At 70.9% G+C, this 21,879-nt stretch carries 23 protein-coding genes; 3 read left to right on the top strand and 20 right to left on the bottom strand.

The annotated features are described in order from the left end of the window. Window positions 1–2: 2 nt before the first annotated feature. The 18 genes from CBR61_RS03850 to CBR61_RS03765 are packed head-to-tail and all read right to left on the bottom strand — an operon-like array spanning window position 3 to window position 15,637. Entirely contained in the window at window positions 3–368 is a 366-nt protein-coding gene (locus CBR61_RS03850; protein WP_088913170.1) for a flagellar protein FliS, read from the bottom strand. 15 nt (window positions 369–383) lie between these two features. Beyond that, a complete protein-coding gene (fliD, locus tag CBR61_RS03845) occupies window positions 384–1,841 on the bottom strand; it encodes a flagellar filament capping protein FliD (RefSeq protein ID WP_088913169.1) in 1,458 nt (485 codons plus the stop codon). A gap of 30 nt (window positions 1,842–1,871) precedes the next feature. Further along, complete coding sequence (locus CBR61_RS03840; protein WP_088913168.1) at window positions 1,872–3,014, bottom strand: EscU/YscU/HrcU family type III secretion system export apparatus switch protein; 1,143 nt, start codon at window positions 3,012–3,014, stop codon at window positions 1,872–1,874. 1 nt (window position 3,015) lies between these two features. After that, window positions 3,016–3,801, bottom strand: a complete 786-nt coding sequence (locus CBR61_RS03835; RefSeq protein ID WP_088913167.1) for a flagellar biosynthetic protein FliR — start codon at window positions 3,799–3,801, stop codon at window positions 3,016–3,018. Then, on the bottom strand, window positions 3,798–4,070 hold the full coding sequence (locus CBR61_RS03830; protein WP_088913166.1) for a flagellar biosynthetic protein FliQ: 273 nt from the start codon (window positions 4,068–4,070) through the stop codon (window positions 3,798–3,800). The genes CBR61_RS03835 and CBR61_RS03830 overlap by 4 nt, the downstream gene beginning before the upstream one ends. After that, on the bottom strand, window positions 4,067–4,867 hold the full coding sequence (fliP, locus tag CBR61_RS03825) for a flagellar type III secretion system pore protein FliP (RefSeq protein WP_420705697.1): 801 nt from the start codon (window positions 4,865–4,867) through the stop codon (window positions 4,067–4,069). Before fliP ends, CBR61_RS03830 begins: the two co-directional genes overlap by 4 nt. Next, window positions 4,867–5,175: a flagellar biosynthetic protein FliO gene (locus CBR61_RS03820; RefSeq protein WP_088913165.1), complete on the bottom strand. Its 309-nt coding sequence runs from the start codon at window positions 5,173–5,175 to the stop codon at window positions 4,867–4,869. Before CBR61_RS03820 ends, fliP begins: the two co-directional genes overlap by 1 nt. A gap of 18 nt (window positions 5,176–5,193) precedes the next feature. Next, a complete protein-coding gene (locus tag CBR61_RS03815) occupies window positions 5,194–5,532 on the bottom strand; it encodes a FliM/FliN family flagellar motor switch protein (RefSeq protein ID WP_088913164.1) in 339 nt (112 codons plus the stop codon). Then, window positions 5,529–6,479 (bottom strand): flagellar motor switch protein FliM, encoded by a 951-nt coding sequence (locus tag CBR61_RS03810; protein ID WP_088913163.1) that lies wholly within the window; start codon window positions 6,477–6,479, stop codon window positions 5,529–5,531. Before CBR61_RS03810 ends, CBR61_RS03815 begins: the two co-directional genes overlap by 4 nt. Beyond that, window positions 6,476–7,075, bottom strand: coding sequence for a flagellar basal body-associated FliL family protein (locus CBR61_RS03805; protein WP_088913162.1), 600 nt, complete (start codon window positions 7,073–7,075; stop codon window positions 6,476–6,478). Before CBR61_RS03805 ends, CBR61_RS03810 begins: the two co-directional genes overlap by 4 nt. A 32-nt stretch (window positions 7,076–7,107) precedes the next feature. After that, window positions 7,108–8,811 carry a hypothetical protein gene (locus CBR61_RS16720; protein ID WP_157696484.1) on the bottom strand — a complete coding sequence of 568 codons (1,704 nt, stop codon included), beginning with the start codon at window positions 8,809–8,811 and terminating at the stop codon, window positions 7,108–7,110. Between the two features lie 26 nt (window positions 8,812–8,837). After that, on the bottom strand, window positions 8,838–9,275 hold the full coding sequence (locus CBR61_RS03795) for a hypothetical protein (RefSeq protein WP_088913160.1): 438 nt from the start codon (window positions 9,273–9,275) through the stop codon (window positions 8,838–8,840). After that, window positions 9,268–10,635 carry a FliI/YscN family ATPase gene (locus CBR61_RS03790; protein WP_420705680.1) on the bottom strand — a complete coding sequence of 456 codons (1,368 nt, stop codon included), beginning with the start codon at window positions 10,633–10,635 and terminating at the stop codon, window positions 9,268–9,270. The genes CBR61_RS03795 and CBR61_RS03790 overlap by 8 nt, the downstream gene beginning before the upstream one ends. Further along, the gene (locus tag CBR61_RS03785; protein ID WP_088913159.1) at window positions 10,599–11,267 is read right to left on the bottom strand and encodes a hypothetical protein; all 669 of its coding nucleotides are present in this window, start codon (window positions 11,265–11,267) and stop codon (window positions 10,599–10,601) included. Before CBR61_RS03785 ends, CBR61_RS03790 begins: the two co-directional genes overlap by 37 nt. Beyond that, window positions 11,251–12,282 carry a flagellar motor switch protein FliG gene (fliG, locus tag CBR61_RS03780; protein WP_088913158.1) on the bottom strand — a complete coding sequence of 344 codons (1,032 nt, stop codon included), beginning with the start codon at window positions 12,280–12,282 and terminating at the stop codon, window positions 11,251–11,253. The genes CBR61_RS03785 and fliG overlap by 17 nt, the downstream gene beginning before the upstream one ends. After that, window positions 12,279–13,949 (bottom strand): flagellar basal-body MS-ring/collar protein FliF, encoded by a 1,671-nt coding sequence (gene fliF / locus CBR61_RS03775; RefSeq protein ID WP_233996841.1) that lies wholly within the window; start codon window positions 13,947–13,949, stop codon window positions 12,279–12,281. The genes fliG and fliF overlap by 4 nt, the downstream gene beginning before the upstream one ends. Window positions 13,950–13,952: 3 nt before the next feature. Beyond that, a complete protein-coding gene (fliE, locus tag CBR61_RS03770; protein ID WP_088913157.1) occupies window positions 13,953–14,315 on the bottom strand; it encodes a flagellar hook-basal body complex protein FliE in 363 nt (120 codons plus the stop codon). Then, entirely contained in the window at window positions 14,312–15,637 is a 1,326-nt protein-coding gene (locus CBR61_RS03765; RefSeq protein WP_233996840.1) for a sigma-54 interaction domain-containing protein, read from the bottom strand. The genes fliE and CBR61_RS03765 overlap by 4 nt, the downstream gene beginning before the upstream one ends. A 272-nt stretch (window positions 15,638–15,909) precedes the next feature. Between CBR61_RS03765 and CBR61_RS03760 the strand changes: the two genes are divergently transcribed. From CBR61_RS03760 to CBR61_RS03750, 3 genes are all read left to right on the top strand, one after another. Continuing rightward, a complete protein-coding gene (locus CBR61_RS03760; protein WP_088913156.1) occupies window positions 15,910–16,734 on the top strand; it encodes a flagellin in 825 nt (274 codons plus the stop codon). A 192-nt stretch (window positions 16,735–16,926) separates the two neighbouring features. Beyond that, entirely contained in the window at window positions 16,927–18,162 is a 1,236-nt protein-coding gene (locus CBR61_RS03755; RefSeq protein WP_088913155.1) for a cation:proton antiporter, read from the top strand. Between the two features lie 227 nt (window positions 18,163–18,389). Next, on the top strand, window positions 18,390–20,063 hold the full coding sequence (locus CBR61_RS03750; RefSeq protein ID WP_088913154.1) for a beta strand repeat-containing protein: 1,674 nt from the start codon (window positions 18,390–18,392) through the stop codon (window positions 20,061–20,063). A 27-nt stretch (window positions 20,064–20,090) separates the two neighbouring features. Here the strand turns inward: CBR61_RS03750 and CBR61_RS03745 are convergent, their stop codons facing one another. Together CBR61_RS03745 and motA are read right to left on the bottom strand one after the other, a co-directional pair. Then, a complete protein-coding gene (locus CBR61_RS03745; protein ID WP_088913153.1) occupies window positions 20,091–20,996 on the bottom strand; it encodes a flagellar motor protein MotB in 906 nt (301 codons plus the stop codon). A 1-nt stretch (window position 20,997) separates the two neighbouring features. Continuing rightward, window positions 20,998–21,861: a flagellar motor stator protein MotA gene (motA, locus tag CBR61_RS03740; RefSeq protein ID WP_088913152.1), complete on the bottom strand. Its 864-nt coding sequence runs from the start codon at window positions 21,859–21,861 to the stop codon at window positions 20,998–21,000. Window positions 21,862–21,879 lie beyond the last annotated feature (18 nt).

Here is a 21,879-nt window from a genome sequence, read left to right as displayed (position 1 = left end):
GCCTAGCCCGCCGCTTCAAGTATATCCCTGATATCGCTCTGGATATTCTGAAGCGCCGCAGCATCCGCCTGTAGGATTTGCGCTCCGATCTGTGCAGCGAGCCCGCCGTAGAAGGCCTTGAGGCTCGCCCCCAGCGGATGCCCGGGCGCGACCGATTTGGCCAGCCACAGCATGATCGTCTGGGCGCGCATGAGTGGCTCACGACCTGCCGACGACCCGCGCATGACCGCGCCATGCGCCTGCGCGATCGCGGCCTCGCACTCCTCCAGACAGATCCGCGTGAGATCCGCCCCGCTTGAAGCCTCGATCCGCGCCTCGAGCGCGACGCGGCGATAGGCGGCGGCGGGGTTGCGGGCCAGCATCTGCATCCCTGCGCCTCCCCCTTACCGCTCGCGGGCCGACCAGATGTCGACCTGCTGGCGGATGAAGGCGAGGGTCGACTGCGAGGCCGCCACGCGCCGCTCGGAGGCGGTGAATTCGCGGGTCAGGCGCTCGCGCAGCGCCTCCTGCTGCTCGGCGATCCGGGCGAGGCGCTCGTCGCTCGCCTCGAGCTGGCGCTGGAAGCGCCGCTGCGAGCCGCCGAGCGAGCCCGGATCGCCGGAAAGGCCGGTTTCGCGCGCCAGCCGGTCGAAGGCGGCGAACACCCCCGTCGCCCCGGTGGTGAACATCGCCGCGGCGGCATCGGGGCTGGTCTCGAGCGTGCGGTTGAGCCGTGCGCTGTCGAGCCGGAAGGTGCCGTCGCGGTTCAGCGCGAGGCCGAGGTCGCCGAGCGTGCGCGGCGCGCCCCCGGTCGCCGAGGGCATCAGCACCTGCCCGGCAAGCGCCGCCAGATCGCGGCGCAACTCGCGCGCGCCGGGATCGTTCGCCAGCTCGCCCCCGACCGGCGCGGCGAGATCGTTGATCTGCCCGACGATCTCGTTGAGCGCCGCGACGAGATCGGTCATCACGCGCGACACGGCGGCCGAATTGCCCGCAAAGCTCAGGGTGGTCGGCGCGCCCGGATTGGTGCCGGTGAGCGTCAGACCAAAGCCCCCGGGCAGGCCGGTGACGCGGTTGGTGGGGCTTGTCATCGCCACCCCATCGAGCCGGAAGGCGGCATCGCGCGCAGTGCCGGTGCGCAGGGTGTCGCCGGGGGCGGGGGCCCAGGCGAGATAGCGCGGATCGCCGGCGGCGAGCGGGGGCGCGGGTTCGGGATCGGGCGGCGCGGACGGCGGCAGCGCGGCTTCGATCACGAAACCGTTCGCCGCGCCCTCCTGCCCCTTCATCACCAGCTGCGCGCCGCCGGTGCCGGTGGCGACATAGGCTTGCACGCTCCCTCCGGTCGCCTGGGTGATCTTTGTCGCGAGAGTCGCGAGGGTGTCGGTCGCGGTCAGGGTGATCTCGATCGGAGCGCGGGCGGCGTCGGGGGTGAAGCTGCTCGCACCCGCCGTCCCGAAGCGCAGGGTCAGCGTGCCCTCGCCCACCAGCGCGTCGCGGCTGGCGAAGGGGCGGCTGAGCAGCGTCTGCGCGGCGGCGAGCTCGGTCACCTCGAGCGCGAAATTGCCCCGCGGCGCGCTCCCCGGGAGCACGTTCACCGTGGCGACCGCGGCATTCGCCAGCGTCCCGCGCGGGGAAAGGTCGCCGTTCCGGATCCGGTCGCCGAGCGCGCTCGCCAGTTCGGTGAGCGATCCGCGCAGCTGCCCGGCGGCGGAGATCTGCGCCTCCAGCGCGGTCTTGCGCGCCGTCAGCTGGTCGCGCTGCGCGGCGAAGCTGGCGGCGGAGATGTCCTGCGCCAGCTTGGTGAAATCGACGCCGCTGCCTGCGCCGAGAGCCGAGATGATCGAGGAGCCTGAGGTTGTCATGGCACGGATAACGGGCGCGGGCGGCGAAGTTTAAGCATGGTTTTCGGGCCTCCCGTCCCCGTCGAACCTCAGCCCCTGCGGCACCTCCACCACCGGGCGGCGCGGGCGCTGGCCGCGCTTCAGCGCCATGACGAAGGCGACCAGCGAGGCGAGCGCGACATAGAGCTCCTCGCGCACCATCTGGTTCGGGCGGGTGGTGAAATAGACCGCGCGGGCGAGCTGAGGGTATTCGAGCACCGGCAGGCCTTCTTCCGCCGCGATCTCGCGCATGGCGAGCGCGGTCTCGCCCCGGCCCTTGGCCAGCAGCAGCGGGGCAGGCGCACGGGCCGGATCGTAGATCAGGGCGACGGCGAAGTGCATCGGGTTGACGATTATGAACTGCGCCTCCTTCATCGCCTTGGCCACGCCCCCGCGCGCGAGGTCGCGCTGGCGCTGGCGGCGCGCCGCACGCATTTCGGGTGAGCCTTCAGATTGCTTGTTCTCGTCGCGCATTTCCTGAAGGCTCATCTTCAGGCGCTTGTCGCGCTGGAAGCGTTGCAGCGGGTAATCGATCGCGGCGATGACGAGCAGGCCGATCAGCAGCGCGCCCACGAGGCTGGTGATCGCCTCCAGCGCCTGCGCCAGCTGCGCCTCGAGCGGGAGGGTGCCGAGCGCCAGCAGCGCGGAGACGCGGTCCTTCGCCCACCACCACGCGATCCCGCCCAGCAGGGCAAGCTTGGCAAGGCCCTTGCCCAGCTCGATCAGCCCCTGCCAGCCGAGGATGCGCTTGAAGCCGGAAAGCGGATTGATGCGCGATCCCTTGAAGGCGGTGTTGCCGATCACGAAGCGCCCGTCGGCGCCCCCCATCAGCACCTGCGAGGCGGCGGTGGCGGCGGCGACGATCAGCCCCAGCGCCATCACCGGCGGCAGCGCGGCGAGCGCCGCGTCGCCCATCGCCGCCCCCGGGGTGAAGCCTTCGAGCGCGCGGCGGTCGAAGACGAAGCCGGCGCGCGCAATCCGCGCCATGCCGTCGTTGAGCCACGCCCCCAGTCCCCACAGCGCCAGCGCACCCGCGCCCGTGGCGGCGGCGACGCCGAGCTCCTTTGAGCGCAGCACGTCGCCCTTCTTCGCCGCGTCCTGCCGCCGCTTGGGGGTGGGGGCGAAGGTCTTTTCGCCGGCAGTCTCCTCGGCCATGTCAGGGCGTCCCGACGAGCGCGGCGGACTGGTCGAGCGCCACCTCGATCACGCCCCGGATCTGACCGACCATCACCGGCATGGCGATGATCAGCGCCGCGATCCCCGCCAGCACGCCGGCCGGCAGGCCGAGCGCGAAGAGGTTCAGGGCCGGGGCGGAGCGGGCGACGAGGCCGGTGACGATCTGCACCAGCAGCAGCACCAGCACCACCGGCAGGGCGATGGCGGCGGCAGCGGCGAGGCCGTAGCCGAAGAACATCACCACCGCCTCGGCCCGCCACGCGCCGAAGGCGAACTGCCCGGCGGGCAGCAGGCGGTAGCTTTCGATCAGAAGCTCGAACCACAGAAGGTGGGCGCCGGTGGCGAAGAACAGCAGGCTCATCACGAGGCCGAAGAAGGTGCCCAGCGCCCCCGCCTGCGCGCCGCTTGCCGGGTCGATCGAGGTGGCGATGGCAAGACCCATCGTGCCGGAAATCTGCTCGGCGGCAACCAGCGGAATGGCGAAGGCGAGTTGCAGCACGAAGCCGAGCATCAGCCCGACCGCGATCTCATGCAGCACGGCAAGGATGGCGGCGATGCTCATCATCGCAGGCGGCGGGGCGATCGGCACCCAGGCGGCGATGAAGTGGCCGAGGACGAGGGCCAGGAGGATGCGCAATTGCACCGGCACCGCCGTCCCGCCCACCATCGGCGCCGCCATCAGCGCCGCGCCGCAGCGGATCGAGAGGAACAGGATCTGCCACAGCTGCGCCTCGATGCTGCCGAGGCCGAAATCGAGGACGTTCACGCCGCCAGCCCTGCGACCTGGGCCATGATCTCGCGGGTGAAATCCGCGAGCAGCCCCATCATCGCCGCGCCCAGCACGACGAAGACCAGTGCGGTGATGGCGAGCTTGGGGATGAAGGAGAGGGTCTGCTCGTTGACCGAGGTCGCCGCCTGCACGATCCCGACCACGAGGCCGACCACCAGCGTCGCGAGCAGCACCGGCCCCGCGATCAGCGCAGTCACCCACAGGGTCCGGTCGGCGAGCGCGAGAAGGGCGGCGTCCTCGGTCATGTGGAGAAACTCAGGGCAAGGCTGCCCATCAGCAGCGCCCAGCCGTCGACCAGCACGAACAGCAGCAGCTTGAACGGCAGCGAGATGATGGTGGGTGACAGCATCATCATGCCGAGGCTCATCAGCACGCTCGCCACCACGAGGTCGATCACGAGGAAGGGCAGGAAGATCATGAAGCCGATCTGGAAGGCGGTCTCGAGCTCGCTGGTGACGAAGGCGGGGAGCAGGATCGAGAAGGGCACGTCCTTGCCGCTCGCGAAGGTGCCGCCGCCGGCGATGTCGGTGAACATCACGAGGTTCGCCTCGCGGGTCTGGGCGAGCATGAAGGCGTGGAAGGCCTCGCCCGCCTTGCCGATCGCCACGTCGGCGGACAGCGCGCCGCTGGCATAGGGCGCAATCGCCTGCGCATTCACGACGTCGAGGGTCGGGGCCATGACGAAGAGCGAAAGGAACAGTGCGAGCCCCGCCAGAACCTGCCCCGGGGGCGATCCCTGCAGGCCGAGCGCCTGTCGCAATATCGCCAGCACCACGAGGATGCGCAGGAAGCTCGTCATCATCAGCACCAGCGCGGGCAGGATGGTGAGCAGGCCCATCACCACCAGCAGCTGGAGCGAGAGGCTCAGGGGGCTGTCGTCACCCGCCCCCTGGTCGCCCAGCGCGCGCTCGATGGCGGTGCCCACGCCTGCCGCGACCGGATCGGGCACAGGCGCAGCCGCGAGCGCCACCTGGGGCGCGCAGAACATGGTTAACGCGGCAATGCACAACAGCGCCATGCGCAGCATCGCGGGCAGGCGCATCACGCGGTCTCCGCTGGCGTGTCGGTGGTGGCTGGGGCCTCGCGCAGTCCGGCTTCGCCAAGGCGCACCATGCCCTGCCGGGTGCAGCCGAGCAGGATCTCGCGGTCATGGAAGCGCACCACCGCGAGCTTCATGCCGGGCGCGATCAGGCTGGTCTCGACCAGCTGGAGCTGCCGGCCCGTCCCGGCGCCCGCGCCCGGCATCTGGCCGAGCCGGGTCTGGAGCCAGCGGGTCAGCCACAGGCTCCCCCAGATCAGCCCCGCCAGGACCGGCAGCAGCAGCGCGAGGCGCAGGAGATATTCGAGCATCGACCCTGTTCCGGCCGCTTACAGCGCGTCGCCGGACGCGCCCGGCACCGGATCGGCGGAGCCATCAGGTGCGGCAGACTCGCGCGCGGGCGGCAGTTCCTCGCCCTCCTCGCCCAGCAGGCTCACGATCCTGAGGGCGAAGCGCCCCTTCTCGGCCACAACCTCGCCGCGCGCGATGACGCGGCCATTGGCGGTGACGTCGAGCAGCTCGTCGGTCATCCGGTCGAGCGGCACGGTGCTGCCCTCGCCCAGCATCAGCACATCGCGCAAGGGCATCTCGGTGCGGCCGAGCTCGACCGACAGGCGCACGGCGACGTCCCCGAAGCGGGCGAAAGCGGCGGGTTGATGGACGGTCATGATGCGATCCCTTCGGATGGGGTGAAAACGGCGGACGGAATGCGGGTGAGGCGGATCGCCATGCGATCCTCGGCGGTGCCGACGCTGCCGTGGCCGACCAGCGTATCGCCGGCCATCAGCGGCACCTGCCGGCCGATCGCGAGCGGGATCGTGTCGCCCGGACGCAGCGTCTGGAGGCGCGCCAGCGAGAGGTCGAACTCGGCCAGCACAACGTGGAGCGGCACCGGCACAGCGGCAAAGGGCGCGGCAAGGCCGCTTGCGGGCGCGCGGGATGTCCGGGCGCGCAAGGTCCGCCCGCCGCCGGGCAGCAGCCGCGCCATGCGCTCGGTCGCCACCGCCAGCACCGCGCGCCAGGTGCAGCCCTGACGGTTGGCGATCTCGAGCGTGAAGACCAGCGCCTTGGCATCGAGCGCGAAGGGTTTCAGGCGCGCCGCGCTCTCGCTGCGCACGATCACCTCGCCGCGGCTCGCCATCGCCGCAGGGGGCGGCAGGTCGCCGAAGCCCGCGACGGTGATGGCCCCGGCGATCATCGTCGCCGCTTCCTCGATCAGCAGCGCGGCCGAGCGCGGCAGCACTTCGGGCACGCTTCCCGTCACCCGCCCGTCGCCACCGAAGCTCTTGTCGGTGAGCGCGATGGCGGTGGCGAAATCGAAGCTGACGAGCGCGGTCTCGCCGCTCGCCCCGCAGCGGATCAGGGCATTGGCGGCGAGCGGGCCGATGCGGCGCAGCGCGTCGGCACCGGTCATGCGCTCGGGCTCGGCAATGCTCACCTCGAGCCGGTCGCCCGAGAGCAGGGCCGAAAGGTCGTCCGCCAGCAGCCGCGCCAGATCGCGCCGCCAGGCCGCCATCAGCGCAGCGCTTTCGGCCGGATTGGGCCCGCGCTCGGTGAGCTCGGCGCAATGCAGCGCGGCGGCGCGCGCGGGCGCGAAGGCGTGTTTCATCCTCATTGGACCAGGAACCCCCGGAAGTGCACCGCGTCGATCCCGCCGAAGCCCTCGTTCTCCTCGAGCACCTGGTTGACCGCCTTGGTCAACCGTTCGGCGAGGCGCTTCTTGCCCTCGACGTCATAGGCCTCGGCCTCGGTGGTGGCGGCGAGCTGGGCGAGGATCGCCGAACGGATCGCGAGCTCGTGGGTCTTGACCCATTGCAGCACCCGCCCGTCGCGCCGGGTAGAGACCGCCAGCTCGACCTGCACCAGCCCCGGCGAATCCGCGAGGTTGGAGGTGAAGCTTTCGGCGAAGGAATAATAGGCGGTGCGATACTTGCTGCCGCCCTCGCCATAGACGGGCGCGGCGGCCTCCTTTTCCTTCTCGGCGCCGGGCAGGGGATAGGGATCGGCGTCGGTCTTGAGCACCAGCTTGGGTTCGTCGGGCTCCTTAGCGCCGCCGCCCCCGCCGATCAGGCCCATCGCGAAGGCGCCATAGGCCCCGCCCGCACCCAACCCCAGCAGCAGCACCGCGCCGAGGATGATCTTGATCATCCCGCCCTTGCCGGACTTGCCGCCGCCATCGGCGCCATCGGCCTTGTCCTTACCCTTGGCCATGCCCTGTCAGCTCCCTTGCCTTGCCCATGCGATCAGGCGAACAGGCCGCCCGGTGCCCGCGAGGCACCGGCAGAATCATCCTCCGGCTCCCCTGCGCGGGCCGCGAGTGCGGCCGCAGTCGAGGGGCGGCGGTGGTCCGGCGCAGCCTCGCCGTCACGGCCACCCGATTGGCCCGGGTATGGTTGAGACGATCCTTGACCCCCGTTAGGGGAAGCCCCGTAACGCTGGTCACCTGTCCCGTTCTGACCCATCGCCGTGCCGCTGTCCGTGGGCGCCTGAGCGGGGCTGATCGCCCGCTCGGCGAGCGCGGCCTGGATCGCGGGGACGAAGCCCGGATCGCGGCTCGCCAGCACCGCGCGCCACTGGTCGGGCGCGGCGGGTTCGAGCCGCAGCGAGATCATCCCGAATTCCGCATGGCGCACCACCATCTCGGGCCGCTGGGCGCGCAGCGCCTCGCGCAGGGTCCCGGCCTGGGCGATGGCGGTCTCGACCGGTGCGGCAGGGTCGGACGGGCGCGACTCGGCGGCAGGCTGGGATGCGGGAGCGGTTGGCGGGGGCAACGGCGCGGGGATGGCGGGCGTGGGGGCGGCGGGTGTCGTGCTGGCACCGGAAGCGGGCACGGACAGGGCATCCGGTTCCGCCTCGGGCAGGGTCGGGATGCCGACAGGGAGTGCGGAGGGCACCGGCGCGGCGGAGCCGGACGATGCCGGCACCGCAGAGACCGCAGGTTCGGCAGCCGCAAAGCGGGACGCGGAGCCGCGCGTAAACGATGCCTTCGCCGGAGCGGGCGCATCCACTCCGCCCGCAGGCACGACAAGCGCGCCCGCCAGCGCGACAGGCGCAGCAGCAGGGACCGACACGGCAGCAGAAGCGGGGACGGGGGCAGGGCCGGGTTCCGGCGAAGCCGCAAGCGCCACGCCGGTCTGCGCGGGCGGCGACCACGGGGCACCGGGCACAAGATCAGATGCGGCGGCAAATGGCGCCGAGGGTTGGGCAGGTTCGCCCGGTTCGGCCGCTTCGCCGGTCTCGGCCGGCTCGGCTTGGCGCGGAGCCTCGGTGGTCACGAAATCGGACGTCGTCGCGATCCCAAGCGACACAGCGGTCGGGACGGATGGAGGTTGCGGATCGCGGGCCGGGATACGAAGAGCGGACGGCGCGACCGCAAGGACGAGGGCCGCACCTTCGGGCACGGCTCCGGGCGCGGGTGCGGGTGCGAGGTCTGATGCGGAGGAAGGCGCGGGCGCGGGGGCCGCGGCCGCTCCGGCCAAGGGAGGAAGCTGTCCCATCGGCACTTCGGCCCGCGCCATGGCCGGGGGGGCGCGATGCGCTTCCGGCACCGCAACCGCAAGCGCGGCGGCAGCCTGCGGCAACGGGGGCGGCAAGGTTTCGCCCGCTTCCGGCAGAATCCGGCCGCCCGGCAGCCGCGGCGCTGCAGGAGCCGGGAGCGCGGGGACCTCCTGCCGGCGCACCCGGGGATGGGCGGGTGCGGCCTCCTCCGGCGCGGCGATGAGGGTCAGACTCGCCGCGTCGGACGCTGGCCGGTTCTCCCCCGTCGTCCCCTGCGAGGAGGCAGACGGCGGAGGGAGCGCGGCGGCACCGAGCAGGGCGGCGAAGTCCAGCCCGCCGCCGCTCGCCACGCCTGCACCCGCACCCGCACCCGTCCCGGTCGCCGGCAGGGCGGATGCGGGCAGCGGAAGGGCGGGAGTGACGGGCAGTTCGGGCAGGAAGGGGCTCATTGCGGGCAACCTCGTTGCGGCTTCGGTCAGTCTTGCGGGCGACTGTGCAACTTGCGTGCCAGCGGCACGGCGCGCGCCGCCTCGCGGCGATCCTTCGCGGCGGCAAGCGCGGTACACGCCTCGGCGGCCATCTCGGCGAGCCGCCGCGCGCGGGTCTCGGTGCGGGTCAGGGTCTCGGCCTGCCAGTCGCGCTGGCGGGCGGCATCGCGCGCCGCCTCTCCGGCGTGGGCGGCCAGCCTTGCAAGACCGGCGGTGAACTCCGCGCGGGCGGCCAGCGCCGCGCCGGTGGTCGGCCCCTTGCCGGGCGCGCTCGCCGCCACCAGGCGCTGGCTGCGCGCGGCGAGCGCGCTGCTGCGCGCCTCGGCCTCGAGCGCCTCGGCCAGCGCGCGCAGGGCCTGCTTGCGCGCCACCTCGGCGATCAGGCTCTGGCGGCGGAGCAGCGCGAGGCGGCGTGCCTCACGCACCGGCGGGCGCCATCAGCGCGAGGAGAGCGGCGTGGCTCGGCCCCAGCGCCTCGGGCTGCCCGCGCGGCTGGGTGAGGAAGGCGTCGATCGGGCCGCTCAGGGCCAGCGCCTCGTCGAGCAGCGGGTCGCCGCCCGCGCGGTAGGCGCCCATCATCACCAGATCGCGCCCGCTCTCGCGCGCCGCGATCAGGCCCCGCAAACGCCGCGCCGCGGCGGCGACGGGCGCGCTCACCACATCGTCCATCACCCGGCTCAGCGAGGCGGGCACGTCGATCGCGGGATAGTGCCCCCGCGCCGCCAGCTCGCGCGAGAGGACGATATGCCCGTCGAGGATCGCGCGCGCGGTGTCGACCACCGGATCGTTGGCGTCGTCCCCGTCGGCGAGCACGGTGTAGATCCCCGTCACCGCCCCGCCGCTCCGCGCGGAATTGCCCGCGCGCTCGACAAGGCGCGTGATCGCCGCCAGCGCGGAGGGCGGATAGCCCCGCGCGGCGCCGGGCTCGCCCAGCACCAGCGCCAGCTCGCGCGCGGCGTGGGCAACGCGGGTGAGGCTGTCGAGGATCAGCAGCACGCGCTTGCCCTGCGCCCGGAAGTATTCGGCGATGGATGAGGCATACTGCGCCGCCCGCAGCCGCAGGTTGGGCGCATGGTCGGCCGGCACGGCCACCACCACGATCCCCCCGCGCCGGTGCCCGGCCATGTGCCGGTTCACGAAATCCGAGACCTCGCGCGCCCGCTCGCCGATCAGCGCGACCACGGTGACATCGGCAACGGCATGGCCCGCGATGGTGTCGACCAGCACCGACTTGCCGACCCCCGATCCCGCCATGATCCCGAGCCTCTGCCCGACGCCCATCGCGCACAGGGCATTGATCGCCCGCACCCCGCAATCGAAGGGATGTTCGACGCTCGCCCGTTCCAGCGCGCCCTCGCGCCTGCCGGCCAGCGGCCAGACCTCCCTGCAATCGAGCCGAGGGCCGCCGTCGATCGGCTCGCCGAGGGCATCGACCGCGCGGCCGAGCAGCGCCTCGCCGACCCGCACCTCGCCCGGCTGCCCCAGCGCGCGCACCCGCGCCTGCGGGCGCAGCAGCATGGCATCGCCGAGAAGCATCATCAGCGAATGACCCGCGCGAAAGCCGATCACCTCGGCGAGGCACTCGGCCCCCGCATCGTTCTCGATCAGCCCGAGCGAACCGACGGGAAGCGGCAGGCCCGCGACCTCGATCAGCCCGCCGTCGCAGGCGACCACGCGGCCCGTCAGCACCGGCCCGGCGGCGACCGGCGTGGCGCGCATCCGGGCGAGGTCGAGCTGGAGTTCGGCGATCATGGGCGCAGCGCGGCGGCGATAGCGCGGCGCCATTCGGCGGGGCCATCGGCCACCGAGCCCTCGGGCCCCTGGATCACGACGCTGCCGGGTTCGAGCGAAGGATCGCCCGCGACCCGCATCGTGCCAAGCGCCTCCTCGCCGAGCAGGGCGATGTCGTCGGGGTGTAGGTGCAGCACCAGCGCCTCCGGTGCCTCGCCGATCCGGCGCGCGGCGGCGATGCAGCGTTCGCGCAGACCCGCCGGGTCGCGTGCCGCCTCGCCGAGAACGCCCTCGCACAGCGCAGCGACGGTGGCGGCGAGGTCATCGGCGAGCACGCCGAGAGCGGCCTCGTCGAGCGCGCGGAAGGTCAGCCGCAAGGCCCGCTGGCGCGCCATTCGCGCCTCGCCTTCGGCCTCGGCGGCGGCGCGGCCCTCGGCAAAGCCTTCGGCGCGCGCAAGGGCGATGGCTTCGGCCAACGGATCGGGTGCGGGTTCGTCGGGTTCGGGTTCCTGAAGGGGTTCGGGCAGGTCGGCCACCCCTGCCGGATCGCCGAACAGCGGAGCCTCGCGGAAGGCGCCCGCCGTATCGAGCAGGGCGAGCCAGTCGGGCGCCTGTGCGTCCGTGTCGCGAGCGATGGCGACATCGGCCCCGGCCAGCCGGCCGAGCCAATCAGACGAATTCGCCATTGCCGCTTCCGATCACGATCTCGCCCGCATCGGCCAGCCCCCGCGCGATCTCGACGATCGCCTTCTGCGCCGCGGCAACCTCGCTCTTGGCCAGGCGCCCGCGCAGTTCGATCTCGTCGCGCACGCCGTCCGCCGCGCGGCTCGACATGGCGGCGAAGAAAGGCGCGCGCTCGGGCTCCTTGAGGCCCTTGAGGGCATCCACCAGCTTCTCGTTGTCGACATCGCGCAGCAGGCGGCCCATCGACATCGGATCGAGTTCGAACAGCATCTCGAAGGTGAACAGCTCCTCCTCGATCTTCTCGGCAAGCGGCCCGTCGCGCTCGGCGATGGCGGGGAGCACGGTGTTGCGCAGCTCGCCCGCGGCAAGGTTGATGAGGTTCGCCGCATCGCGCGGTCCGCCCAGCATCAGCGCGGCGGTGCCGTATGTCGCGCTGATGCGCTGGGTCAGGAGCGTGTCGATGGTGGCGATCGCGGCCTGCGAGATCGCGCCGCTCCGGGCCACCCGCTCGACGACGAGGGTCTGCAGTTCGAGCGGGAGCATCGCCAGCACCGCGGCGGCGGGTTCGGGGTCGATCAGCAGCAGCAGCGCGGCGATCACCTGGGGATGCTCGTCGAGGATCAGGCGCGCCAGCACGCCCGGGGCGAGCCACTTCGCCAGTTCGAGGCTGCGCGGCCCGGCATCGGGCTCGATCCGCTGCATCATGCTTTCCGCACGCGCGGGGCCCAAGGCCTTGTCGAGCAGGCTGCGCACGCGGTCGTCGCGCCCGCGCCGGGGCAGGACCTCGCGCGCCGCCTCGCCCGCGAAATCGGCGAGCGCCTCGGCCATGTGCGGCTGCTCGATCTCGCCCAGCGCCAGCATCGCCGCGCCGAGCTTTTCGAGCTGTTCCGGGCTGAGGCGCGCCAGCAGGCCGGTCGCCTCCTCGTCGCCGAGCAGCATCAGGAACACCGCGGCGCGATCGACCCGGCTGAGCAGGGTGGGCGGCGGAGCGGACGCGGGGAGCGGTTCGGGGATCATGCCGCCTCCGCCTCGGGCCCGCGCGCATCGGGTGCCTCGAGCATCCGCTGGAGCGCCTCGACCGCGCGTTCGGGCTGGCTCGCGGCAATGCGGCGGGCGAGCTCGACCTGGCGGGGGAGGTCATCGAGTGTGCTGCCATTGTCCCCGGCGAGCACGCCCATCGTGGTCTCGGCTTCGCCTTCCCCGATGGCGAGAGCGCCGTCGCCCGGCGTCGAAGCCGCAGAGGCCGCAGCCTCGTCACGGCCCTTGCCCCTCAGCTTGCCGATCAGCGGGCGCACCGCGAGCAGCAGCACCAGCAGCACCGCAATCAGCGCCGTGCCGTAACGCACCAGCATCGCGAACCATGGCTGTTCGTAGAAGGCAGGCGGTTCGAGCGTTGCGGGCTCGAACTTGCTCGCCGCGACCTCGACCTTGTCCCCGCGCTGGGCATCGGCGCCCACGGCGGCACTGACCAGCGCCTGCAGCCGTTGCGCGTTGAGGGGTGCGGCGGCCTTCAGGGCCTCGTCGCTGACTGCGACCGCGACCGAAAGCTTCTTGAGCCGCCCCGGCCCGGCGGTGGTCACGGCGACCTCGCGGCCCAGTTCGTAGGCGCGATCGGTGGCGGTTTCGGTGTCGGTGGCGGCGGCAGCGGCGGGGGCGACAGGCTGCGGCGCGCCGTCGACCAGCTGGGCCTGCGGGGGCGGGGTGTTGGCAGCGACGCCCGGAACGCCGCCCGCGGGCGCGGCCCCGGTGCGGGTCGCCTCGCGCGCGCTCTCGCTGCGGATTGCGCCTTCCTTTTCATAGGTCTCGCGCGCGGTTGTGACTTCCGCGCTGTCGAGTTCGACCTGCACCTGAGCACTGAAATTGCCCTCGCCCAGCAGCGGGAGCAGCAGCGCATCGAGCTGTTCGCGCAGCTTCGCCTCGTGCTCGCGCTGGAGCGTCAGGCCCTCGCCCGCCGCCTCGCGCGGGTCGGAGAGGAGGCGGCCGTTCTGGTCGACCACCCGCACGGCATCGGCGCTCATCCCCGGCACAGAGGCGGCAACGAGGTTGACGATCGCGCCGACCTGTTCCTGCGAAAGGCTGCGCCCGCCCACCAGCCGCACCATCACCGAGGCGCTGGGCGGGTTGTTCTCGCGCACGAAGACCGAGCGTTCGGGGGTGGCGAGGTGGACACGCACGCTCTCGATCCCGTCGATCTCCTTGATCGTCAGCATCAGCTCGCGTTCGCGGGCGAGGCGCAGGCGTTCGCCTTCCAGCGTGCGCGAGGTGCCGAGCGGCATGGCATCGAGCATCGCCTCGGCCCCTTCGGGCGCGGCAATCCCGGCGTCGCTCGCGACCAGCATCTTGGCGCGATAGACGTCGTTCTCGGCAACCGAGAGCGCGCCGGTCGCGTTGTCGATGCTGTAACCGATCCCGCCCGCCTCAAGCGTTTCGACCACCTTGGCGCGCTCGGCATCGGTGAGGCTGGTGTAAAGCACGCGGTCGGGGCCGGAGGAAATCGCCATCCACAGCCCCGCCGCCGCCGCCACGGCGCCGAGGCCGGCAATGGCGGGCAGGGCGCGGGCGAGCGCGGGCTGGCCGAGGAATCCGGCAACCTGCGGCGGAACCATCCCCCGCCATCCGCCGGCGGCAGGCGCGACCGGAAGGCCCGGGGGATCGGCGGGAACGGGCAGAGCGGCGTCGGCCATCTATCAGCCCCCCATCCGCATGATGTCTTGATAGGCGTTGAGGAGCTTGTTCCTCACCTGCAGGGTGGCCTCGAAGGCGACCCCCGCCTCCTGCCGCGCCAGCATCACCTGGGCGATGTCGGTCACTTGGCCGCGCTCGTAGGCGACCTGCATCGCGCTCGAATGCTCCTGCACCGCGCTGACCTGTTTGAGGGCCGTGTTGAGCGTGTCGGCAAAGCCCGCGCCGGGCGCCCGGCCGGTCGCCTGAGGCGCGCCGCCCGTCTCGCTCGCCGCGCGCACGGCGCGCAGGGCGGCACTGCGGGCGAGCACCTGGCTGCGCAGCGCCATCACGTCCTCGATGCCGAAGCCTGTCCTCACCGCGCTCATGCCGCACCTCCTGCGGCCGCGAGCATCCCGGCTCCGCGCATCGAGGCGAGGCGATAGCGCAGGGTGCGCTCGGAGATCCCGAGGCTGCGTGCGGTGGCGGCGCGGTTGCCGCCGTGGCGACCGAGGGTTTCGAGGATCGCCCGCGCCTCGGAAGCGAAGGCGACATCGGAGAGCGAGCGCGGCGCTGCGACGGCAGCGGGCATCGGCATGGCGGGCACGGCATCGGCGGCGGGGCGCACGGCGGTGTCGAAGACGATGTGCTGAGGCGCGATCGCCGCCGCGTCGCCCGCGAGCAGGATCGCGCGGCGGATGACGTTCTCGAGCTCCCGGACATTGCCCGGCCAGGCATGACTCTCCAGCGCCGCGAGGGCATCGCCCGTGATCCAGCCCGGCTGCCGGGGGGCGGGCGCATGGCGCAGCAGCATCGCGAAGGCGAGCGGGGCGATATCGCCGGGCCGCTCGCGCAGCGCGGGCAGGCGCAGGGGGAAGACATTGAGGCGGTAGAGCAGGTCCTCCCGGAAACGCCCGGCGGCGGCCTCCTCGGCGAGGTTGCGGTTGGTGGCGGCGATCACGCGCACATCGACCTTGACCGGCCTGGTCGCGCCCAGCGGCAGGATCTCGCCTTCCTGAAGCGCGCGCAGCAGCTTGGCCTGGAGCGCCAGCGGCAGCTCGCCGATCTCGTCGAGCAGCAGCGTACCGCCGTCGGCTGCGCGGAACAGCCCCTCGCCAGCCTCGGCCGCGCCGGTGAAAGCGCCCTTCTTGTGGCCGAACAGCAGCGCCTCGAGCATGGCTTCGGGCATGGCGGCGCAATTGACGGCGACGAAGGCACCGCCCTCACGCGCGGAGAGACGGTGGACGAAGCGCGCCAGCACCTCCTTGCCGGTGCCGGTCGGGCCTTCGAGCAGGACGGGGATGTCGCTCGCCGCGATGCGTTCGGCAAGGGTCAGCAGGGCAAGCGACTGCGGATCGCCCGCGACCGGCCAACCCCCTTGCGCCGATGCCGCGATCAGCGCCGCACGGGCCGAGGAAAGGGCTGCGGGATCATAGGAAAGCGTGACGCGGTTGGTGCCGGTCAGCGCCAGCGCGGGCGCGGTGCCCTCTGCGTGATCGAGCGTGATCGCGATCTTGCCGCCGCGTGCGATTCCCGCCGCCATCTGGGGAGGCAGGCCGTCGCCGAGCACGATCCGGTCGCGCTGCCAGCTGCCGCCCATCAGCGGCACCGTCATGCCGATCAGGATGTCGTGGCCGCCGCTGCCGCTTCGCGCCGCCTCGCGCGGCGGTGCTTCCCTGCGGCGGATCGCGCCGTTCGCCGGTTGCATCATGCTTGCCCCTGCTCGTGTTGCCTTGTGGCAAGTCCCTGCCGCATACAGGCTGCACAGCAGGCAAATTTAAGCCCCCGTAGCTTCCCCTAGACGCCTAGGGGCGAACACGCGGGCAGGGGCGGCGACGCGACGGTGCCGATCGCCCGATTTTCATCTATTCTGTTGTTTTCACTATTATATTTTTTCGGCTTAAACATCCCGCCACATGGCCGCTCTTAGGGCCAGCAGCGACGGGCCTGTTCGTCCTGCCTGACCATTCGGGAGTTTGAACAATGAACGTAGTGAACACCAACATCTCGGCCCTGCGCGCCACCAACGCCAGCGTTTCGGCGGGCAAGATGCTCGGCACCTCGATGGAGCGCCTGTCGAGCGGCAAGCGCATCAACAGCGCCGCCGACGACGCTGCGGGTCTCGCGATTTCCGCCTCCTTCACCTCGCAGATCCGCGGTATGGCCCAGGGGATCCGCAACGCCAACGACGGCATCAGCCTCGCGCAGACCGCGGAAGGCGCGCTCGACGAAGTCACCAACATGCTCCAGCGGATGCGCGAACTGACCGTGCAGCGCTCGAACGGCACCTATTCGACCACCGACATCGCCAACATCGATTCGGAGCGTGACGCGCTGGCCTCGCAGATCAACTCGGTGATCTCCAACACCACCTTCAACGGCATCAACCTGTTCTCGACCGCGACCAACGACATCGACATCCAGGCCGGTGCCGAAGCGGTCGACGCCATCACCCTGACCCTGCCCGAACTCGACGTCGCCGGCGGCGATCTGGCCGGCGTCGTGACCTTCGGCGCCACTCCGGCGGCGGTCGCGGGTGCCTCGCTCGACGACTATGACGATGCGATCGGTGCGGTGACCACCGCCCGCGCCGACCTCGGTGCGTTCCAGAACCGCCTGCAGTCGGCGGTGAACAACCTCACCAACGTCTCGACCAACCTCACCGATGCGCGTTCGCGGATCATGGACACCGACTACTCGGCGGAAACGACCGCGCTCGCCAAGGCGCAGATCCTCGGTCAGGCCTCGACCGCGATGCTCGCCCAGGCCAACCAGTCGCAGCAGAACGTGCTGTCGCTGCTGCGCTAAGCCGACCATCCTCGCGCCCCGCCCCTCTCCCCTGGGGGCGGGCCACGAGCGCCCGGAGCCGCAAGGCTCCGGGCCTTTTTGTGCGTCGCCCACGGTGCGGCGTTCGGGGGCGATGGACCAAACCGGGCCCCGGAATGGTTAAGCAGGCAGGGGCGGCACCGGGCTGCCGCCATTGCCGCTATTCGAGACCCCATGTTCGGATTCAGTTCGTACCACGTCCTTCTGGCCGCCTCGGGCCTTGCAATCATCGTGTCCTACTGGTGGCCACGCTTCATATCGGGCCGCGAACCGGCGGCCTCGGCGCTGCTGGTGCTGACCGGATACGCCGTCTTCTCGTTGATCCCCGGCATGCCCACGGCCATCGATCCGCTGGGCGCGCCGCGCATCTGGGAAGTCTCGGCCGAGCTGTGCGTGATCATCGGCCTGTTCGGCACCGGCCTCAGGATCGACCGGCTGACCGGGCGCGACCTCCTGAAGCCGACCTTCCGGTTGCTCGCCATCGCCATGCCGCTGACCATAGCGGCGCTGGCGCTGGTCGGCTGGCAGGCGGGGGGGATGACGCTGGCGGGCGCGCTGCTGCTCGGCGCGGTGCTGTCTCCGACCGATCCGGTGCTGGCCGGGGACGTGCAGGTCGGCCGGCCGAACGAGGGCGGGGAGAACACCGTGCGCCTGACCCTCACCACCGAAGCGGGCCTGAACGACGGTCTCGCCTTCCCCTTCGTGCATCTCGGGGTGCTGATCGCCACCACCGGGGCGGTCACGGCGGGGCTGATGGGCGAATGGGTGGCGCGCGATCTCGTATACCGCGTGATCGTGGGCGCTCTCGGGGGCGCGACGATCGGCTGGCTGCTCGGGAAGCTGCTGTTCGCCTGGCCGCGTGCCAACGCCCTGTGCACGACACAGGCCGGCGTCGTCGCCTTCGCGGGCGTGATCCTCGCTTACGGAATGACGGAGCTGGCCGAAGGTTACGGCTTCATCGCCGCCTTCGTCGCCGGCCTGGTGCTGCGCCGGCAGGAGAGCGAGCACGAGTTCCACGCAAGGCTGCACGATTTCTCCGAATCGCTCGAGCACACGCTGACGGCCATCATCCTCGTCGCGCTCGGGGCGGCGCTGCCGACCTTATGGCCCTATCTGGGATGGCCGGAGGCGATCATCGGCCTGTCGCTGATCTTCGTGATCCGCCCGGCCACGGCGTGGCTGGCGCTGGCGGGGACAGGCGTTTCCGGTCGCCCGCGTGCGGTGATCGCATTCTACGGCGTGCGCGGGATCGGTTCGATCTACTACCTCGCCTATGCCGGCCACCATGTCGAACTGGTCAACGAGGGCGAGCTATGGGCGATCATTGCCTTCACCATCGTCCTGTCGACGGTGCTCCACGGCCTGACGGCGGGCATCGCGGTGGAGCAGGCCGCGCGCGCGCCTGGCTGACCGGTCAGCGCGGCGGCTCCAATGCCCACCGCGCCGATAGACCACGAGAGCCCGGAACGAGCAGCGCGCCGATTCAAGCTTTACGGCGAGTTAACAAACCGTAAACTGTACGCAAAAATACGAGTCGCTACAGGGTTTTGGTTGAACAACACGGGCTGCGGGGGGCGGCCAGCGCGTCGATTTGCGCGCAAATTCCGGCTCCCTGGGCGCGATGGGGGGGAATTGAAATGAAAGTTCAAGTGATGCTCGGCGCTTCGGCGCTGGCAATGGCCGTTGCTGCGCCTGCTCTGGCACAAAGCAACCAGTCCACTGCGACCCAGACCGGGACGAACGGTGCGATCACCGTGACGCAGTCGGGCAGCGACGGCACCTCGACCGTGACGCAGGGCGGCAATCTGAATCGGGCGACGCTCAACCAGTCGGGGAGCCTCAACAGGTCGACCATCACCCAGGACAACGGCGTCGGCAGCTCCGACGACAACAACACCGCGACCGTGACCCAGAGCGGCAGCGAGAACGTTTCGGTGGTGTCGCAGACCAACGACTTCTCGACCACCACCGTCGTCCAGGCGAACGACAGCAACGATTCCGATGTTTCGCAAAGCGGCGATCTCGATCTCGCCAGCGTCACCCAGACCGGTTCGGACAATGAATCCGACGTGGTCCAGGTGGGCAACATCAACACCGCGAGGATCGCGCAGGGGGGTGACGGCAATACCTCGACCATGACCCAGACGAGCGGGCTCAACGAGGCGATCGTGACCCAGAACGGCAACGAAAACACCTCGCTGGCGACCCAGGAGGGCGTGGGCGCCAATACGCTGAACGTGCTGCAGGAGGGCGACGAAAACCTGTCCGACATCGTTCAGGGCGGTGCCGGCAACGGCGTGGGTACCACGGCATCGGCGGGCGTGATCCAGCTCAGCAACGAGAACACCGCCACCATCCGCCAGGCCGGCGGGCTTCACACGGCCTTTGTCGAGCAGAAGGGCGGCGACCTCAACACCGCCTCGATCAATCAGGGCGCCAATAGCTCCACCGATCATGATGCGCAGGTCCGACAGGACGGCACCGACAACGATGCGACGGTCAACCAGCGCGGCTTCAACCAGCTCGCCGACGTGCGCCAGGGCGGTGACGGCAACAGCGCCGATGTCGCACAGGGCGACGGGCAGGGCCGCGACCATGACGCCTTCATCGTGCAGGACGGCAACGACAACACCGCCGACATCGCTCAGGGCGGCGAGCGCCAGAGCGCGACGATCACCCAGCCCGGCAGCGACAACGAAGCCACCATCGATCAGGGCCGCAATCGGCTGCCCGGGTTCGCCGGGGTTACCGACACCGGATTCGGAGCCGATCAGGTCGCCAGCATCACCCAGTCGGGCAGCGGCAACACCGCCAACACCATCCAGCGCGGCGAATTCCAGCGGGCCACGATCTCCCAGGTCGGCGACGACAACGTCGGGTCGGGCGGTTTCCTGTTCGGCGCGCAGATCACCCAGGGCGGTGACGCCGGCCGCGACAACGATGCGACCATCACCCAGCTTTCGGGCAGCAACCGCGCGCTTATCGATCAGCAGGGCGACAGCCTCGCCGCCAACGTGACGCAAGGCGGTACGGGCAGCAACACCAGCACCGTGCTCCAGACCGGCGCGGGCGGGACGGTGCTGCTCAATGCCGACGTGCTCCAGAACGGCGCGGACAACACCTCGATGGTCGATCAGACCGGGACCGGTCAGACCGCCAGCGTCGATCAGCTGGGCGAGGACAACCTGTCCACCGTCCTGCAAAGCGGCAGCGGCCACACCGCCACCGTGATCCAGAACTCCAACGCCAACCTGTCCACCATCACCCAATCGGGTGCCGGTCACAGCGCCACCGTCACGCAGGGCAGCTGATCGCAACGCCCCGCAGCCGGGCCGCCGTCAGCGCGGCGGCCGGGCCTGGGTGCCGGGGCTCGGCGGCGGGCTTCGCCCTGCTGCCGCCCCCCGCCCCTCGAGCAGCAGCAGCGAGATGCGGCGGTTGCGCGGGTCGGCGGGGTTGTCGGCCACCAGCGGCTCGGTCTCGGCGACGCCCTCGATCCGGGCGAAGCGGTTCTGCGGCACCCCGCCCAGCACCAGCGCCTGGCGCGTCGCCTCGGCGCGGCCGGTGGAGAGCGGCCAGTTGTTGGTCGTCACCCCGCCGCGCCACGGCAGCGAATCGGTGTGGCCGCGGATGATCAGCGGGGCGGATTCCTCGGCCAGGGTCTCTGCCATCACCTCGAGCAGCCCGCGCGCCTCCTTGGTCAGGATCGTCGTGCCCAGTTCGAACATCGAGAAATCGGCATTGTCCATCAGGTCGATGCGGATCCCCTCGGGCGCGCGCATCACCCTGACCTGCCGCGCGAGATGCTTCAACTGGCGGCGCTGGACGAGCTTGCGGTCGATCTTGTCCTGAAGCTCCTTGAGCTTCTTCGCTTCCATCTCGCCGCGCCCGCCGGCCTCGCTCGGCCCGCCGGTCACGCCGCGGGGGATGGTTATCGACCGCGTGCCGGTCTGGCCCTGCTGATTGGGATAATTATCCGGATCGGTTAGCGAAGAGCCGCCCAGCAGGCCGTCCGAGCCGGCGCTTTCCTGTCGCAGCTTGACCAGCGTGGGCGTGAAGTAATCGGCGATGCCCTTGCGCTGCTTCTCCTCGGTCGCACCGAGCAGCCAGAGCAGCAGGAAGAACGCCATCATCGCGGTCACGAAGTCGGCATAGGCGACCTTCCACGCCCCGCCGTGATGGCCGCCTTCGACGATGGTGACCTTCTTGACGATGATCGGAGCAAGCTTGACGTCGGCTTCGGCCACCTCAGCGCCCCCGCATCATGTCGAGCAGGTCGGTCAGCTTGGGGCGGTGCGCCGGCGGCAGGCCCGAGCGCGCGGCCTCGAGCACCAGCGGCTGCGGATAGCCGTGCAGGCTCGCGATGATGACCTGCTTGATCGAATAGAAGATCTGGCTGTCGTGGGTGTTGATCTGCTTGAGCCGCGCGCCGAGCGGCCCGGCGAAGCCATAGGCGAGCAGCACCCCGAGGAACGTCCCCACCAGCGCCGAGCCGATCATCTTGCCGAGGATCTCGGGCGGCTCGCTGATGGCGCCCATCGTCTTGATGATCCCGAGCACCGCCGCCACGATCCCCAGCGCGGGCAGCGCGTCGGCGAGCGACTGGATCATGTGCTGCGGCTCGTCCATCTCGTGGAGCTGGGTCTTGATCGCACTGTCGATCACGTCCTCGACAGCGTGGGTATCGAGCGTGCCCGAGGAGACCACCATCAGCGTCAGCGGATCGCAGATCATCGCGGTCACCACCGGATCGGCCTGGAGGCGCGGATATTCGGAGAAGATGGTCGAGGAACCCGGCTCGGTGACATGGCTTTCCAGCGCCACCGCGCCTTCGGATCGCAGCAGCTTCATCAGCTTCGATGTCAGCGCGATTGCGTCGATGTGGTCCTCGTGGGTGTATTTCGGCCCCTTGAAGATCTTGCCCAGCCCTGCGCCGAGCAGCTTGATCTCGTGCATGGAGTTGCCGATCAGGGTCGCGCCGGTGGCGGCCCCGCCGATCATCATGAATTCGAGCGGGAGTGCGGCCAGAACGGGCCCCATGGCCCCTCCGGCGAGGATGAACCCGCCGAACACCATGGCGAGCAGCACGACGATACCGATGGCGACGAACACGGACCCTTGCTCCCCGGC

This window comes from Porphyrobacter sp. CACIAM 03H1 (assembly GCF_002215495.1).
In the GTDB taxonomy this organism is placed as follows: Bacteria; Pseudomonadota; Alphaproteobacteria; order Sphingomonadales; family Sphingomonadaceae; genus Erythrobacter.
This window is presented reverse-complemented; position numbering and strand designations above follow the sequence as displayed.

What these genes read in the sequence shown, in the direction of transcription:
- CBR61_RS03850 (WP_088913170.1), bottom strand. Translation starts at nt 368, where the DNA reads ATGCAGATGCTGGCCCGCAACCCCGCCGCCGCCTATCGCCGCGTCGCG.
- fliD (WP_088913169.1), bottom strand. Translation starts at nt 1,841, where the DNA reads ATGACAACCTCAGGCTCCTCGATCATCTCGGCTCTCGGCGCAGGCAGC.
- CBR61_RS03840 (WP_088913168.1), bottom strand. Translation starts at nt 3,014, where the DNA reads ATGGCCGAGGAGACTGCCGGCGAAAAGACCTTCGCCCCCACCCCCAAG.
- CBR61_RS03830 (WP_088913166.1), bottom strand. Translation starts at nt 4,070, where the DNA reads ATGACCGAGGACGCCGCCCTTCTCGCGCTCGCCGACCGGACCCTGTGG.
- fliP (WP_420705697.1), bottom strand. Translation starts at nt 4,867, where the DNA reads ATGCGCCTGCCCGCGATGCTGCGCATGGCGCTGTTGTGCATTGCCGCG.
- CBR61_RS03820 (WP_088913165.1), bottom strand. Translation starts at nt 5,175, where the DNA reads ATGCTCGAATATCTCCTGCGCCTCGCGCTGCTGCTGCCGGTCCTGGCG.
- CBR61_RS03815 (WP_088913164.1), bottom strand. Translation starts at nt 5,532, where the DNA reads ATGACCGTCCATCAACCCGCCGCTTTCGCCCGCTTCGGGGACGTCGCC.
- CBR61_RS03810 (WP_088913163.1), bottom strand. Translation starts at nt 6,479, where the DNA reads ATGAGGATGAAACACGCCTTCGCGCCCGCGCGCGCCGCCGCGCTGCAT.
- CBR61_RS03805 (WP_088913162.1), bottom strand. Translation starts at nt 7,075, where the DNA reads ATGGCCAAGGGTAAGGACAAGGCCGATGGCGCCGATGGCGGCGGCAAG.
- CBR61_RS16720 (WP_157696484.1), bottom strand. Translation starts at nt 8,811, where the DNA reads ATGAGCCCCTTCCTGCCCGAACTGCCCGTCACTCCCGCCCTTCCGCTG.
- CBR61_RS03790 (WP_420705680.1), bottom strand. Translation starts at nt 10,635, where the DNA reads ATGGCGCCGCGCTATCGCCGCCGCGCTGCGCCCATGATCGCCGAACTC.
- CBR61_RS03785 (WP_088913159.1), bottom strand. Translation starts at nt 11,267, where the DNA reads ATGGCGAATTCGTCTGATTGGCTCGGCCGGCTGGCCGGGGCCGATGTC.
- fliG (WP_088913158.1), bottom strand. Translation starts at nt 12,282, where the DNA reads ATGATCCCCGAACCGCTCCCCGCGTCCGCTCCGCCGCCCACCCTGCTC.
- fliF (WP_233996841.1), bottom strand. Translation starts at nt 13,949, where the DNA reads ATGGCCGACGCCGCTCTGCCCGTTCCCGCCGATCCCCCGGGCCTTCCG.
- fliE (WP_088913157.1), bottom strand. Translation starts at nt 14,315, where the DNA reads ATGAGCGCGGTGAGGACAGGCTTCGGCATCGAGGACGTGATGGCGCTG.
- CBR61_RS03765 (WP_233996840.1), bottom strand. Translation starts at nt 15,637, where the DNA reads ATGATGCAACCGGCGAACGGCGCGATCCGCCGCAGGGAAGCACCGCCG.
- CBR61_RS03760 (WP_088913156.1), top strand. Translation starts at nt 15,910, where the DNA reads ATGAACGTAGTGAACACCAACATCTCGGCCCTGCGCGCCACCAACGCC.
- CBR61_RS03755 (WP_088913155.1), top strand. Translation starts at nt 16,927, where the DNA reads ATGTTCGGATTCAGTTCGTACCACGTCCTTCTGGCCGCCTCGGGCCTT.
- CBR61_RS03750 (WP_088913154.1), top strand. Translation starts at nt 18,390, where the DNA reads ATGAAAGTTCAAGTGATGCTCGGCGCTTCGGCGCTGGCAATGGCCGTT.